The sequence below is a fragment of the Variovorax sp. 01N425 genome (assembly GCF_056399465.1).
This window is the reverse complement of the sequence record NZ_JBFTRJ010000006.1, coordinates 262679-277363: the sequence shown is the minus strand read 5'-3', so window position 1 is coordinate 277363 and position 14685 is coordinate 262679. Positions and strand designations below refer to the sequence as shown.

The window sequence follows — 14685 nt, the reverse complement described above, 5'->3', positions numbered from 1 at the left end:
GCGCACTTCGCGTCGCGGCGCCAACCCCCCTTTCCAATGACCCGCCGCGGCGGGCAGCAAGGCATCTCCTTCATGGCCACCGCCCTCACAGAAAAGTTCTCCCGCCTCGTCAAGACGATGAGCGGCCAGGCGCGCATCACCGAAAGCAACGTGCAGGACATGCTGCGCGAAGTGCGCATGGCCCTGCTCGAAGCCGACGTGGCGCTGCCCGTGGTGCGCGATTTCGTCGCCCGCGTGAAGGAAAAGTCGCTCGGCCAGGAAGTGCTGGGCTCGCTCAAGCCGGGCCAGGCGCTGGTCGGCATCGTCAACCGCGAGCTCGCCGCCACCATGGGCGAGGGCGTGTCCGACATCAACCTGGCGGCGCAGCCGCCGGCCGTGATCCTCATGGCCGGCCTGCAGGGCGCGGGCAAGACCACCACCACCGCCAAGCTGGCCAAGCACCTGATCGAGAAGCGCAAGAAGAAAGTGCTCACGGTCTCCGGCGACGTCTACCGGCCCGCCGCCATCGAGCAGCTCAAGATGGTCACCAAGCAGGCCGGCGCCGAATGGTTCCCGAGCACGCCCGACCAGAAGCCGCTCGACATCGCACGCGCGGCGCTCGACCACGCCAAGCGCCACTTCTTCGACGTGCTGCTGGTCGACACCGCGGGCCGCCTGGCCATCGACGAAGTGCTGATGACCGAGATCAAGCAGCTGCACGGCGCGCTCGATCCGGTCGAGACGCTGTTCGTGGTCGACGCCATGCAGGGCCAGGATGCGATCAACACGGCCAAGGCCTTCAAGGAAGCGCTGCCGCTCACCGGCATCATCCTGACCAAGACCGACGGCGATTCGCGCGGCGGCGCGGCGCTGTCGGTGCGCCAGGTGACGGGCGTGCCGATCAAGTTCGCGGGCACCAGCGAGAAGATCGACGGCCTCGAGGTGTTCGACGCCGAGCGCCATGCGGGCCGCATCCTCGGCATGGGCGACATCGTCGCGCTGGTCGAGCAGGTCACGGCCGGCGTCGACGTGGCGGCGGCGCAGAAGCTCGCGGCCAAGGTCAAGAGCGGCGCGGGCTTCGACCTGAACGACTTCCTCGGTCAGTTGCAGCAGATGAAGCAGATGGGCGGCCTCTCGAGCCTGATGGACAAGCTGCCGCAGCAGATGGCCGCCAAGGCCACCGAGGCCGACATGACCCGCGCCGAGCGCGACATCCGCCGCAAGGAAGGCATCATCCAGAGCATGACGCCGCTGGAGCGCCGCAAGCCCGAGCTGCTCAAGGCCACGCGCAAGCGCCGCATCGCGGCCGGCGCGGGCGTGCAGGTTCAGGAAGTGAACCGCCTGCTCAACGAGTTCGAGCAGATGCAGGGCATGATGAAGAAGATGAAGGGCGGCGGCCTCATGAAGATGATGAAGAAGATGGGCGGCATGAAGGGGATGGGCGGGATGGGTGGGCCCGGTGGGCCGAAGCTGCCGTTCTAATTAAATAGAGCGATGGCTGCTGCTTCGGCAGCGCAATAAAAAAGCCGGCCTCGTGGCCGGCTTTCTTGTTTGCGGTGGAGCTTCAGCGCATCAGGCCGTTGCCAGCGCCGCAGGGCGCGCCAGGCGAAGCGCATGCATCCAGGCGCGGCGCAGCACGGCGGGCGAGCGCGATTCCTCGGGAATCAGCAGGAAGCCGCGGTCGCGCAGCGAGGTGCCCAGCGCGATCTGGCTGGTCAGCACCGTGAGCGGAATGGCCAGCAGCAGCGGCAGGCCCACCGGCATGAGCCAGATCAGCGCGCTCGGATCGATCATTGCGACACCCAGGGCCAGCGCGCCGACCACCACGCTCATGGGAGCGAGCTGCGACACGGCGACCTTCCACGGCACGGCAGCGGCTTCGCGCGGGGGCGACTTCCAGTCGAGCTTGATGCCGGTGAGGGCGACCAGCACGAACAGCGAATGGGCCAGCATGCGAACCGGCGCCTGCACGATGGCCAGGCCGCTTTCGAGCACCGAGCTCTTCACCAGGCCCCACAGGCCGCCGTACTGGCGCTGCTCGCCGCGCATCAGCACGGCCGCGATGCCGAGCACGCGGGGCAGGAACAGGAGGCACAGGGTCCAGACCCACAGGCCGGCCAGTTCCGCCGGCAGCACGCTCCAGCTGGAGATCAGGCTCGAGCCGCTCAGCCACAGCGCGGTGCCGAGCGTCAGGAATGCGAGCCACAGCGGCGCCGAGACGTAGGCCATGGTGCCGGTCACGAACATCGCGCGGTGCACCGGGTGGATGCCGGGCTCGGCCATCAGGCGGGCGTTCTGCAGGTTGCCCTGGCACCAGCGGCGGTCGCGCTGCAGTTCGGCCAAGAGGTCCGGCGGCTGCTGCTCGTAGCTGCCGACCAGGTCGGCGCAGAGCCACACGTTGTAGCCGGCGCGGCGCATCAGCGCAGCTTCGACGAAGTCGTGCGACATGATGCCGCCCGACATGCCGCCGGTGCCCTTGATGGGGGCCAGCGCGCAGTGCTTCATGAAGGGCTCGACGCGGATGATCGCGTTGTGGCCCCAGTAGTGCGATTCGCCCAGTTGCCAGAACTGCATGCCCAGCGTGAACAGGCGGCCCGTCACGCGGGAGGCGAATTGCTGCGCGCGGGCATGCAGCGTCACGTGGCCGATGGCCTGCGTGGCGGTCTGGATGATGCCGGCGGTCGGGTTGGCTTCCATCAGCTTGACCATCGAGGTCAGGCAGTCGCCGCTCATCACGGAGTCGGCGTCGAGCACGACCATGTAGCGGTAGTCCTTGCCCCAGCGGCGGCAGAAGTCGGCCACGTTGCCGGCCTTGCGGTGGGTGCGGCGGGTGCGCAGGCGGTAGTACACCTCGACCTGCGGCTGGTTGGGGCTGTCGGCCAGCGCGGCGCGCAGGTCTTCCCAGGCGGCGCGCTCGGCGGCGGCGGTTTCGGGCGAGTAGCTGTCGGACAGCACGAACACGTCGAACTGCTTGGCGTGGCCGGTGGCCGCGACCGATTCGCAGGTGGCGCGCAGGCCGGCGAACACGGTGGCCACGTCCTCGTTGCAGATCGGCATGATGATCGCGGTGCGTGCCTCGGGGTTCATCGGGTGGTGGGCCACCTGCTTGACCGAGAGCGCGTGCTTGTCGCCGCGCACCGAGACGTAGAAGCCCATGAGCGCGGTCACGAAGCCGGTGACGACCCAGCCCGAGAGCAGGCCGTACAGGCCGATCTGGCCGTATTCGAGCCAGACGTTGTCGTAGTCGGGTTGCACGCCGGCAAACAGCACGGACGCGATCACGGTGCTCAGCAGCGTGAGCGCCATGAAGGCGAAGCGGCGCTGGGCCGCGGCGCGCTGCCAGGGCTGCTTGGCCTGGGCGCCGGCTTCGGCGGTCTGGCTTTCCGGCTTGCCGCCGGCGCCGAGCTTGACCAGCAGGGCTGTGCCGATGCTGTTCCAGAAGCCGCGCCAGGGGCGGGGCGTCATGGAGCCGCGGTTGACCGGCGGAGCGGTCACGGAATTGGGATGGCGTTCTTCGCGCACCGGGCTGCGGTGCGAGAAGTCGGCTTCGGTCAGCACGTTCAGTTGGGAGAAGTCGTTCGGCTTCATGTGTGATTTACCAACGTTGCTTGTCGAGGGAAGGGGTGTCGCCAATGGCAGGAAAGCGCTTGATCACGCAATCCGGTTCGGCGCCGCCCGCGCTTGCGAGCGCGGCCACCGAATGACCGGCGGCACGGGGCCGCACGGGGGAAAACTGCTTTTGACGCAGGCCGTCGCGCTGCTGGCGCAGTGCGAAAGATGGGCTGGTGAGTGCTGTCATGCCTGTACAGGGGCAAACCCTGTGCCAGGCTGGAAAAATGCTTTCAGATCAACGACTTAGGGCGATCTGGATGCGGTTTTCGGGGTTGGGGCCGTCTGGAAGGCCCCGAAACCCCGGTTTTTGTCGCCGAATCCCGACAAGCCCGCGAGGCTGGTGGAAAATGGCCTTTTAAATCAACAACTTAGGGGCGTCGCTAGTCGGCGACAGGCTCATTGCCCGGAGCGACAGCGTCGGCCTTGAAGTGGCCCGGCGTGAGTTCGTGCTTCTGCAGCAGGCGGTAGAACTCGGTGCGGTTGCGGTCGGCCAGCCGGGCGGCGTCGGCCACGTTGCCGTCGGTCAGCTTGAGCAGCCCGACGAGGTAGTCGCGCTCGAAGCGCTGCTTGGCCTCGGCATAGGTCTGGACCTCGACCGTGGGCACGCGCAGCGCGCGCTGCACCAGCGCCAGCGGGATCAATGGCGAGCTCGACAGCGCGCAGACCTGTTCCACCACGTTGTAGAGCTGGCGCACATTGCCGGGCCAGGCCGCGGTGGCCAGCGCCTTGAGCGCCTCGGGCGCGAAGCCGGACAGCCGCTTGCCGTACTTGGTCGAGAGCTTCTGCAGGAAGTGGTTGGCCAGAAGCGGAATGTCCTCGCGCCGGGCCGACAGCGGCGGCAGCGTGAGCGTGACCACGTTGAGCCGGTAATAGAGGTCTTCGCGGAACTGGCCGGCTTCCATGGCCACGTCCAGGTCGCGGTGGGTGGCCGAGATGATGCGCACGTCGACCTCGATCGACTGGCTGGCACCCAGCGGGCGCACCGCGCGCTCCTGCAGCACGCGCAGCAGCTTGACCTGCAGGGCGGGCGGCATGTCCCCGATTTCGTCGAGCAGCAGCGTGCCGCCGTCGGCCTGCTGGAACAGGCCCTTGTGGTTGGCATGGGCGTCGGTGAAGGCGCCCTTCATGTGGCCGAACAGTTCGGATTCGAGCAGCGCCTCGGGGATGGCGCCGCAATTGACGGCCACGAAAGGCTTGTCGGCGCGCGCGCTGGCGCGGTGGATGGCGCGCGCCAGCAGTTCCTTGCCGGCGCCGCTGTCGCCGCGCAGCAGCACCGAGGCGTCCGACTTGGCGACCATGCGCGCCTCGGCCAGCAGCTCGGACATGCGGTTGCTGCGGCTCACGATCTCGGCGCGCCAGCTTTCGTCGCCGGCCTTGGCGGGCGTGCTGGCCGGTGCGCCCAGCGCCAGCGCCTGCGCGATCTTGTCGAGCAGTTCGCGGCCGTCGTAGGGCTTGGTGAGATAGGTGAACACGCCGCGCGCGGTGGCCTCGACCGCATCGGGAATGGTGCCGTGGGCGGTGAGCAGGATCACCGGCAGCGAGGGATGGCGCTTGCGAATCTCGTCGAACAGCTGGAGCCCGTCGCGGCCGGGCAGCCGCACGTCGCTGAGCACCAGCTGCGGGTGCTCGATCTCGAGCTGCGTGAGCGCGGTTTCGGCCGAGGTCACGGCCGTGACCTGGTAGCCGGCCGAACTCAGCCGCATCGAGAGCAGCCGCAGCATGTCCGGGTCGTCGTCGACCACCAGCAGGCGCGCGCCGGTCGTGCTCATCGATGGGGTTCCTTGGGCAATCGCCGGCTGCGGTTCATGGATTGGGCCTGGTGCCGCCGGGCGGAGGCAGGGTCGGCGGCGGCACGTTGTTGGGCCGCGCGAAGCTGCGCTCGATGGCGCGCAGCGCCTCGATGCGGTCGTTCAGCTGGTCGATGCGGCGCTGGCTTTCGCGCACCTGCTGCGCCTGCTTGTCGCGGTCGTCCTCGACGCGGCGCTGCTCCACGTAGCGCGCGGCCAGTGCGCGCGCCAGCGGCTGCAGCGGCTGCGCCTCGGGCGAGGGGTTGGAGATCACGCGCTGCATCAGGCCCAGCGCGCGCGCCAGGTCGGCCGGCACGCGGGTCTGTGCGAGCAGCAGCGCGAGCTGCATCTGGGCGGTGGGCGAATCGCCGGGATCGCCGGCGCGGGTGATTTCGGCGGCCAGCTCGGCGCCGCCCAGCGGGCGGACCTTGTCGGCATAGGCCAGCATGGCCGCGGCCGGGCCCTGGGTCATCAGCGTGAAGAGCGAGGCGGGCTGCGTGGCGGGCGCCTTGGGCTCGGCCTCGACCGGCATCACGCGCGGCACGGCGGGCGGCGGCGGCAGGGCCTCGGCCTCGGCGGGTGGTGCGGGCTGCGTCGCGCAGGCGGCCAGCAGCAGGACGAAAGGCATGGCCACCGCCCCGGACAGGGTCGAACTGCGGACGAACGGAAAAAGCATGGATTGAAGAAAAGGCAAGAGGCGGTGTTTGTTTTCAGGTGTGTGCCTGGGGGGCTTCACGGTGGGTTGTTCAGGCCGTGCGCGGCAGTTCGATGCGAAAGCGCGCGCCGGGCCCCTCTGGCAGCAGGGTGATGCGGCCCCCATGGGCAGCAATGTACTCCTGCACGATCGAAAGGCCGATGCCCGTGCCCTTGACGGCATGCTCGGGCTGGCGTTCGCCCCTGTAGAAAGGCTCGAAGATCCGGTCCCGGTCGCCCTCGGCAATACCCGGGCCGGCATCGTTGATATCGATGCACGCGGTGGTGGGCGTGCCCGACACCACGATCGAAATGACGCCGCCGCGCGCCGAATAGCGGATCGCGTTGGACAGCAGGTTGGCCACCGCCGTGCCGAGCTTGGCGCGGTCCACCGGGAGCGTGATCGACTCGCCCTCGGCATGGACGCGCAGGCCGTGGGCCTGCCACTGCAGGCGCTGCGCCTCGATCTGCTCTTCGACCAGCGGCAGCAGGTCGGTGCGTTCGCGGCGCAGTTCGCGCGCCTCGAAGGCGGCGGCGTTGAAGCGCAGCAGCGCCTCGATCTGGCCCTGCAGCGAAACGGTGTTCTGGTTCAGGATCTGCGCCACCTCGAGCTGCGCCGGATTGAGCGGACCCGTCACGCCGTCTTCCAGCAGCGAGACGCCTTCGCGCAGCGCCGCCAGCGGCGTCTTGAGTTCGTGCGAGACGTGGCGCAGGAAGCGTGCCTTGTCGGCATCGAGCTCGGTCAGGCGCAGGCGCAGCCACTCGAGCTGCTGCGACAGGCGCCGCACGTCGGCCGGGCCGCGGATGTCGATCGGCTCGTCGAGCCGGTTCTGGCCGAGCCCGACGATGGCGTGCTCCAGCCGCTTGAAAGGACGCGCGAGCCAGATGCCGAAAGCCAGCGCCAGCGACACCGCCAGGATGCTGGCGGCCACCACTTCGCGCATCAGCCGGCGGCGCGCGTTCTCGATGCGCTTGGCCAGCGCGTCGTTCTGCATTTCGATCAGGAACTGGGCCTGCTGCGCCAGATTCGTGTTCAGCGAATCGAGCTCGCGGAACTGCATGGCCATGCCGCTTTCGCGCGAGAGCGCGCTGTCGGCGCTACCGCTCATGAGCCCCTCGATCACGCCGAGCTGGGCGCGCCACAGCTCGATGCCCGACGGCGCGAGGCCGTTCCGCTCGAGCCGTTCGAGCACCTGGTGCGCTTCGCGCGCGGCATCGTCGAAGCGGCGGCGCAGCACGGCGTCGTTCAGCACCAGCGACTGGCGCCCGGCGCGCTCCATGGCGGCACTGCGCTCGGCCAGCGACTGGGCCGCGCCCGAGAGCCGCAACGCGCGGGCCGCCGCATCGCGGCTCTGGGTCATGAGCGCGTCGTACTGGAACACCGAGCGCAGCGCCACGCCCACCAGCAGGGCGGTGATCAGCAGGAACGCGAAAAGCAGGAGCTGCTGGAACGAGCCCCGTCTGGACGGCCGCTTCGCCATCAGGCGGCGAGCGCGGCGGGAACCGGCACCGTCGACGATTCGCGCGTGGCCACCTCGCCGCGCAGCGTGTAGGCCAGCGAGCGCGTGATGCGCAGGTCGGCCATCTGCCCGACCAGGCGCGCGTCGCCTTCGAAGTTGACCACGCGGTTGCAGGCGGTGCGGCCCATCAGTTCGTTCGCATCCTTGCGGGAAGCCCCCTCGACCAGCACGCACTGCGTGGTGCCGACCAGCGCATCGCCGAAGCGGCGCACGTTGCCGTCGATCACGCGCTGCAGCGTCTGCAGGCGAGCCAGCTTCACCGCATGGGGCGTGTCGTCCTGCAGCGCCGCGGCGGGCGTGCCGGGGCGCGGGCTGAAGATGAAGCTGAAGCTGTTGTCGAACTGGCAGTCGTCGATCAGCTTCATCATCTTGGCGAAGTCTTCGTCGGTCTCGCCCGGGAAGCCGACGATGAAGTCGCTGGAGAGCGCGAGTTCGGGCCGGATGGCGCGCAACTTGCGCACCGTGCTCTTGTATTCCATGGCGGTGTAGCCGCGCTTCATGGCCATCAGGATGCGGTCGCTGCCGTGCTGCACCGGCAGGTGCAGGTGGCTCACCAGCTGCGGCACCTTGGCATAGGCCTCGATCAGCCGCGGCGTGAACTCGTTGGGGTGGCTGGTGGTGTAGCGGATGCGCTCGATGCCCGGAATCTCGGCGACGTATTCGATGAGCAGCGCGAAGTCGGCGATCTCGGCCGTGTCTCCCATGCGGCCGCGGTAGGCGTTCACGTTCTGCCCCAGCAGCGTGACTTCGCGCACGCCCTGGTCGGCCAGGCCGGCGATCTCCACCAGCACGTCGTCCAGCGGACGGTTCACTTCCTCGCCGCGGGTGTAAGGCACCACGCAGTAGCTGCAGTACTTGGAGCAGCCTTCCATGATCGAGACGAACGCCGTGGCGCCGTCGACGCGCGCGGGCGGCAGGTGGTCGAACTTCTCGATCTCGGGAAAGCTGATGTCGACCTGGGGCCGGTCCAGCCGCTCGCGGTCGTTCAGCATCTCGGGCAGGCGGTGCAGCGTCTGCGGGCCGAACACGATGTCGACGTAGGGGGCGCGCGCGATGATGGCCTCGCCCTCCTGGCTCGCCACGCAGCCGCCCACGCCGATCTTCACGCCCTTGGCCTTCAGGTGCTTCACGCGGCCGAGGTCGCTGAACACCTTCTCCTGCGCCTTCTCGCGCACCGAGCAGGTGTTGAACAGGATCAGGTCGGCCTCGTCCACGTTCTGCGTCGGCTCGTAGCCCTGGGCGGCGTGCAGCACGTCGGCCATCTTGTCCGAGTCGTACTCGTTCATCTGGCAGCCGAAGGTCTTGATAAATACTTTTTTGCTCATGGGGTGCTTTCCTGGCCCTTCCCGCCGGGAAGGCCGATGCAGGGCGCTTGCGTCGTCCTGCGGCGCGGCGGGCGCGGCCCGCCGGCCTCTTTATTTATTGCGTGTTGACGGTGTCGTTCGAAGTGAACGGCCAGATGTTCAGGAAGGGCTTGTTCAGCGATTCGCGGCTGGCCGTGGCCTCGCCCGGCGTGAGGATCCACACCTCGCGCAGCAGGCCGGCGGCATCGCGCGTGTAGTTCACCAGGTATTTCTGGCCGACGATGCCGCCCGCCATCACCAGCATGTTCTGTTCGCTGCGGATGCGGGCGCCGGGCGCCAGGCGGTCGACCTGGCCGTCGAGCTCGACATCGGGCGCATTGATCACCATGAACTTGCCGCGCAGCGTGCCGACCGGGAAAGTGCGCCCGCCCACCAGCGATTCGTTCTGGGTCTGCGGCCGCGGCACTTCGGACTGGGCTGCGGCGCCGATGGAAAAAAGGCTCGCAGCCACTGTGCAAAGCGCTATGAAAGTGAGAGCATTCGTGGGTTTCTTGCAGCGGTTCATGGGGTATATCCAGAGGCTGTGGAGCGGCGATTTTAGCGGCGGGGTGAAATCATCCCTGGCGCCTGCCACAGCGGGTTGTACATGGGCCCTGGCATTGCGGCTTTACTTATCTTTACGGCACTCACGGACACTGCGAGTCGACGGCTGCTCCAATAGCCGCTGTCAGCCCAAAGTGCACAAGAACCCATGAAGAAAAAAATCGTCCTCGCTCTTGCAGGTGTGTTGATCGTAGCCGTCGCGGGATGGTGGTGGAGCGGGTCGGGCGATCGCATGGCGGCAAAGAACGCCAGGCCAGCCGCCGCCGGTGGCGCCCCCGCAGACGGCGCGCCGGCCGCGCTCGTCACGCTTGCCACCGCCGAGCGGCAGGACGTGCCGGTCACGGTGCAGGTCAACGGCAGCGTGGTGTCGCTCAACAGTGTCGATCTGCGGCCGCAGGTGACCAACACCGTGGCGGCGGTGCACGTGAAGGAAGGGCAGTTCGTCAAGGAGGGCCAGCTGCTCTTCACGCTCGACGACCGCAACGACCAGGCCAACCTGGCCCGCGCCCGCGCCCAGCAAAAGCGCGACGAAGCCACCCTGGCCGACCTCGAGCGCCAATACAAGCGCAGCCAGGAACTGCTGGCGCAGAACTTCATTTCCAAGAGCGCCACGGACGCCACGCTGTCGCAGCTGGAAGCGCAGCGCGCCGCGGTGGCGGCCGACCGCGCCGCGGTGCAATCGGCGCAGGTGGCGCTGGGCTACGCCACGCTGCGCGCGCCCATTGCGGGGCGCATCGGGGCCGTGAACATCTATCCCGGCACGCTGGTGCAGCCGACGCTGTCGCTGGTCACCATCACGCAGCTCGATCCCATCGCGGTGAGCTTCCCGGTGCCGGAGGCCAACCTGCAGGACCTGCTGGCGGCGGCGCGCAGCCGGGCCAAGGTGGAGGCGCTGGTCGTCGGACGCCGCGAGCCGCTCAGCGGCGTGCTCAATTTCGTCGACAACACGGTCGATCCGCAGATCGGCACGGTGCGCGCCAAGGCGGTGTTCGACAACGCCGACCAGAGCCTCTGGCCGGGCCAGTTCGTCGGCACCCGGATCACGGTTCGCACGCTCTCCGGCGCCACGGTGGTGCCGGCCGCGGCGCTCATGATGCTGTCCGAGGGCACTTCGCTCTACGTGGTCGACCAGGCCATGAATGCCAAGCGCCGCAAGGTGCAGGTGCTCCACACCTTCGGCACCAAGGTGGCGGTGAGCGGCGTCGAGCCGGGCGAGCAGGTGGTCATCGAGGGCAGCCAGAACGTGCGCCCGGGCGGCAAGGTCAGGGCCGATAAAAAGGCCGCGCCGGCCGGTACCTCCGGCGTCACGCCGGGCAGTGCGGCCTCCTCGGACACCCAGGCTCCCCGGGAACGCGCATGAACATCTCGGAGCTGTGCATCCGTCGTCCCGCGATGACGGTGCTGTTGTCCGCGGCGGCGGTGGTGGCGGGCATCTTTGCCTACTTCAGCATCCCGGTGGCCGCGCTGCCGAGCTACAACACGCCGGTCATCAACGTGAACGCCCAGCTGCCGGGCGCGAGCCCGGACACCATGGCTTCGTCGGTGGCGCTGCCGCTGGAGAAGCAGTTCTCGACCATTCCGGGCCTGCAGACCATCAGCTCGGTCAACACCCAGGGCGTGAGCTCGATCACGCTGGAATTCGTGAGCAGCCGCGACATCGATGCCGCCGCGGTCGACGTGCAGGCCGCGCTGCTGCGCGCCCAGCGACAGCTGCCGCAGGAACTGACGCAGCTGCCTTCGTACCGCAAGGTCAATCCGGCCGACGCGCCGGTGCTGTTCATCGCGCTGATCTCGCCGTCGATGAATCCGGCCGAGCTCAACGACTACGCCGAGAACCTGATCTCGCCCACGCTTTCCACCATCGACGGCGTGGCGCAGGTGGGCGTGTACGGTCGCAAGGCCTTTGCGGTGCGCATCAAGGCCAATGCCGACCTGCTCAATGCGCGCAACATCACGCTCGACGAGCTGGCCAAGGCAGTGAATTCGGCCAACGCCAACACGCCCGTCGGCGTGCTCGACGGGCCGCGCCAGACGCTCACCATCCAGGCCAACCGGCAGCTCACGAGGGCGGAAGATTTCGCCAAGCTGATCGTCGGGCAGCGCAACGGCGCGCCGGTGCGGCTGGACGAAGTGGCCACCATCGAGGACAGCTTCGAATCGGTCAAGACCGCCAGCAGCTTCAACGGCCAGAGCTCCATCTCGCTGGCCGTGCAGCGCCAGCCCAACGCCAACACCGTGCAGGTGGTGGATGCGGTGCGCGCACTCATTCCGCGCTTCAAGGCGGAGCTGCCGCAATCGGTCGAGATCCACATGGTGAACGACCGCTCGCTGTCCATCCGCGAAGCCGTGCACGACGTGCAGCTCACGCTGCTGGGCACCGTCGCGCTGGTGGTGCTGGTAATCTTCCTGTTCCTGCACCGGCTGGTGGCCACGCTGATTCCGGCGGCCACCATTCCCATTTCGCTGATCGGCGCGGTGGCGCTGCTCTATGCCTTCGGCTACAGCCTGGACAACGTCTCGCTGCTGGGCATCACGCTGGCCGTGGGGCTGGTGGTGGACGATGCGATCGTGGTGCTCGAGAACATCATGCGCTACGTCGAGAAAGGCATGGAGCCGATGGCCGCGGCGCTGCGCGGCGCGCGCGAGGTGGGCTTCACCATCATCTCGATCTCGATCTCGCTGGTGGCGGTGTTCATTCCCATCTTCTTCATGCCGGGCGTGATCGGCCTGCTGTTCCATGAGTTCGCGGTGGTGGTGGCGCTGGCGGTGCTGGTGTCGGCCATCGTGTCGCTCACGCTGGTGCCGATGCTCGCGAGCCGGCTGCTCAAGCACGTGCCGCGCAAGGATGGCGCGCTCGACCACGAGGAAGAGCACCCCGAGCCCGGCACCGCCGTGGGACGCGCCTTCGAGCGCGGCTACCGCTGGGTGCATGCGAACTACATGCGGACGCTCGACTGGACGCTCGCGCACCGCAAGCTGATGCTGCTGTTGGCCGGCGGCACCTTCGTCGTCACGGCCTGGCTGTTCGTCTCCATTCCGAAGGGCTTCTTCCCCGAGGAGGACATCGGGCAGATCCAGATCACCACCGAAGCGGCCGAGGACATTTCCTTCACCGCCATGAACGCGCTGCAGGAACGCGTGGCCGCTTCGCTGCAGGCCGATCCGAGCGTGGCCTACGTGAGCTCGTTCGTCGGCGTGGGCGGTCCCACCGCCACGCAGAACTCCGGCCGCCTGTTCGCGGTGCTCAAGCCGCGCAGCCAGCGTCCCAAGATGGCCGCGGTGCTCGAATCGCTGCGCCAGCGCTTCCGCGAGATCCCGGGCATCGCGGTCTACATGCAGCCGGTGCAGAACCTGCGCCTGGGCGGCCGCCAGAGCAAGGCGCGCTTCCAGTACACGCTGCAGAGCGTCAATGCGGGCGAGATGGTGCCCTGGGCCACGCGGCTCATGGAGCGCATGCGCGCCGATCCGGCCTTCCGCGACGTCACCAGCGATTCGCAGAACCGCGGCCTGCAGGCCACGCTGGAGATCGACCGCGACAAGGCCGGCGTGCTCGGCGTGGCCGTGGGCGACCTGCGCACCGCGCTCTACAACGCGTACGGCGACCGGCAGATCGGCAGCATCTACGGCGCGAGCAACACCTACCAGGTGATTCTCTCGGCCGCCGACAACGACCGGCAGTTCGAGGACGACGTGTCGCGCCTGTCGGTGCGCAGCACCAGCGGCCGGCTGGTGCCGCTGTCGGCCTTCTCGACCGTCAAGCGCACCGTGGGGCCCACCTCGGTCAACCACCAGGGGCAGCTGCAGGCGGTGACGGTGTCGTTCAACCTCGCGCCCGACGTGCCGCTGGGCAACGCGACCGCGAAGATCGACCAGTTCAAGGAAGAGCTGAAGATGCCGCAGTCGATCATCACCACCTACGGCGGCGATGCCGCGGTGTTCCAGAGCTCGCAGGCCAGCCAGGCCGTGCTGCTGGTGCTGGCCGTGCTCGTGATCTACGTCCTGCTGGGCGTGCTGTACGAAAGCTACATCCACCCGCTGACCATCCTGGCCGGGCTGCCGTCGGCGGCCGTGGGCGCCTTGCTCTCGCTCAAGATCTTCGGCTTCGACCTGACGCTGATCGCGACCATCGGCATCCTGCTCCTGATCGGCATCGTGAAGAAGAACGCGATCATGATGATCGACTTCGCCCTTGATGCGCAGCGCACCGAGGGCATGAAGCCGGTCGATGCGATCCGCGAGGCCTGCCGGCTGCGCTTCCGCCCGATCCTCATGACCACGCTGGCCGCGCTGATGGGCGCGCTGCCGCTCGCATTGGGCCTGGGCGCCGGCGCCGAGCTGCGCCAGCCGCTGGGCGTGGCGGTGGTGGGCGGGCTGATCTTCTCGCAGGTGATCACGCTCTACATCACGCCCGCGATCTACCTCGCGCTCGACCGCTACAGCGGCACCGGGCCGATGGTCGACCTGCCGGGCGAGGCCAAGGCCGAGGCTGGTGGCGGTGCCGCGGGGCACGCGGCCTCGCACGCCTAGGTTGTGGTCTCGTCGAGAACGTCGTCGTCCGCCGCCAGGTGGGCGGTATCGCTCCAGCCCACGAGGCTGAAGCCCTCGGGCGTCCACAGCATGCGGTTGATGGCGGCGTTCCCGAGCTGCCAGGTGCGCGGCGCCTGCAGCTCCTGGCGCGTGGCGGCGCGGTAGAGCACGTCCATCACGCCGCCGTGCGCCACCAGCGTCACCAGCTGGCCCGGATGGCGCGCGGCCAGCTTCGATGCGACGCGCGTCACCCGCTCGCGGAAGACCAGCAGGCTCTCGCCGCCCTCGGGCTGGAATTCGGGATCGCGCTCGCGCCAGCGCCGGGCCTGGTCGGGCAGGGTGGACTCGATCTCGGCAAAGCTCATGCCCTCGAAGCGGCCGAAGGCGCGTTCGCGCAGGCCGGGCTCGGGCTGCACCGTGAGGCCGTGGGGCCTGGCGATCTCCTGCGCGGTCTGCCAGGCGCGCGACAGGTCGCTGGCGTAGATCGCGCCGATGTCTTCGTGCGCCAGCGCCTGCCCGACGCGCCGGGCCTGCCAGAGCCCGGTGTCGTTGAGCCCGATGTCGAGCTGGCCCTGGATGCGCGTGTCGACGTTCCAGGCGGTTTCGCCATGGCGAACGGCAATCAGGCGGGTGGCTTCTTCCATCTGCTGGATTCTAGGA

At 68.5% G+C, this 14685-nt stretch carries 11 protein-coding genes; 3 read left to right on the top strand and 8 right to left on the bottom strand.

Features of this window, described 5'->3' with window-relative positions; genetic code table 11:
* Positions 1-72: 72 nt before the first annotated feature.
* On the top strand, positions 73-1461 hold the full coding sequence (gene ffh, locus AC1DSC_RS13185) for a signal recognition particle protein (protein ID WP_012746111.1): 1389 nt from the start codon (positions 73-75) through the stop codon (positions 1459-1461).
* A 90-nt stretch (positions 1462-1551) separates the two neighbouring features.
* Here the strand turns inward: ffh and mdoH are convergent, their stop codons facing one another.
* From mdoH to AC1DSC_RS13150, 7 genes are all read right to left on the bottom strand, one after another.
* Positions 1552-3567 carry a glucans biosynthesis glucosyltransferase MdoH gene (gene mdoH / locus AC1DSC_RS13180; RefSeq protein ID WP_012746112.1) on the bottom strand — a complete coding sequence of 672 codons (2016 nt, stop codon included), beginning with the start codon at positions 3565-3567 and terminating at the stop codon, positions 1552-1554.
* 7 nt (positions 3568-3574) lie between these two features.
* Positions 3575-3778 carry a hypothetical protein gene (locus tag AC1DSC_RS13175; protein ID WP_012746113.1) on the bottom strand — a complete coding sequence of 68 codons (204 nt, stop codon included), beginning with the start codon at positions 3776-3778 and terminating at the stop codon, positions 3575-3577.
* 193 nt (positions 3779-3971) lie between these two features.
* Positions 3972-5360: a sigma 54-interacting transcriptional regulator gene (locus AC1DSC_RS13170; RefSeq protein WP_012746114.1), complete on the bottom strand. Its 1389-nt coding sequence runs from the start codon at positions 5358-5360 to the stop codon at positions 3972-3974.
* 34 nt (positions 5361-5394) lie between these two features.
* Positions 5395-6006, bottom strand: coding sequence for a hypothetical protein (locus AC1DSC_RS13165; protein WP_230537741.1), 612 nt, complete (start codon positions 6004-6006; stop codon positions 5395-5397).
* Positions 6007-6124: 118 nt separating this feature from the next.
* On the bottom strand, positions 6125-7552 hold the full coding sequence (locus AC1DSC_RS13160; protein ID WP_012746116.1) for a sensor histidine kinase: 1428 nt from the start codon (positions 7550-7552) through the stop codon (positions 6125-6127).
* Positions 7552-8916, bottom strand: coding sequence for a tRNA (N6-isopentenyl adenosine(37)-C2)-methylthiotransferase MiaB (gene miaB, locus AC1DSC_RS13155; RefSeq protein WP_012746117.1), 1365 nt, complete (start codon positions 8914-8916; stop codon positions 7552-7554). Before miaB ends, AC1DSC_RS13160 begins: the two co-directional genes overlap by 1 nt.
* A gap of 94 nt (positions 8917-9010) precedes the next feature.
* Complete coding sequence (locus AC1DSC_RS13150) at positions 9011-9406, bottom strand: hypothetical protein (protein ID WP_230537739.1); 396 nt, start codon at positions 9404-9406, stop codon at positions 9011-9013.
* 324 nt (positions 9407-9730) lie between these two features.
* Here AC1DSC_RS13150 and AC1DSC_RS13145 point away from each other — a divergent pair, with 324 nt between their 5' ends.
* A complete protein-coding gene (locus tag AC1DSC_RS13145) occupies positions 9731-10858 on the top strand; it encodes an efflux RND transporter periplasmic adaptor subunit (protein WP_018903624.1) in 1128 nt (375 codons plus the stop codon).
* A complete protein-coding gene (locus tag AC1DSC_RS13140) occupies positions 10855-14025 on the top strand; it encodes an efflux RND transporter permease subunit (protein WP_012746120.1) in 3171 nt (1056 codons plus the stop codon). Before AC1DSC_RS13145 ends, AC1DSC_RS13140 begins: the two co-directional genes overlap by 4 nt.
* On the opposite strand, the gene AC1DSC_RS13135 is transcribed toward AC1DSC_RS13140, so the two are convergent.
* Positions 14022-14669, bottom strand: a complete 648-nt coding sequence (locus tag AC1DSC_RS13135) for a histidine phosphatase family protein (RefSeq protein ID WP_018903623.1) — start codon at positions 14667-14669, stop codon at positions 14022-14024. The genes AC1DSC_RS13140 and AC1DSC_RS13135 overlap by 4 nt on opposite strands.
* Between the last annotated feature and the right edge of the window lie 16 nt (positions 14670-14685).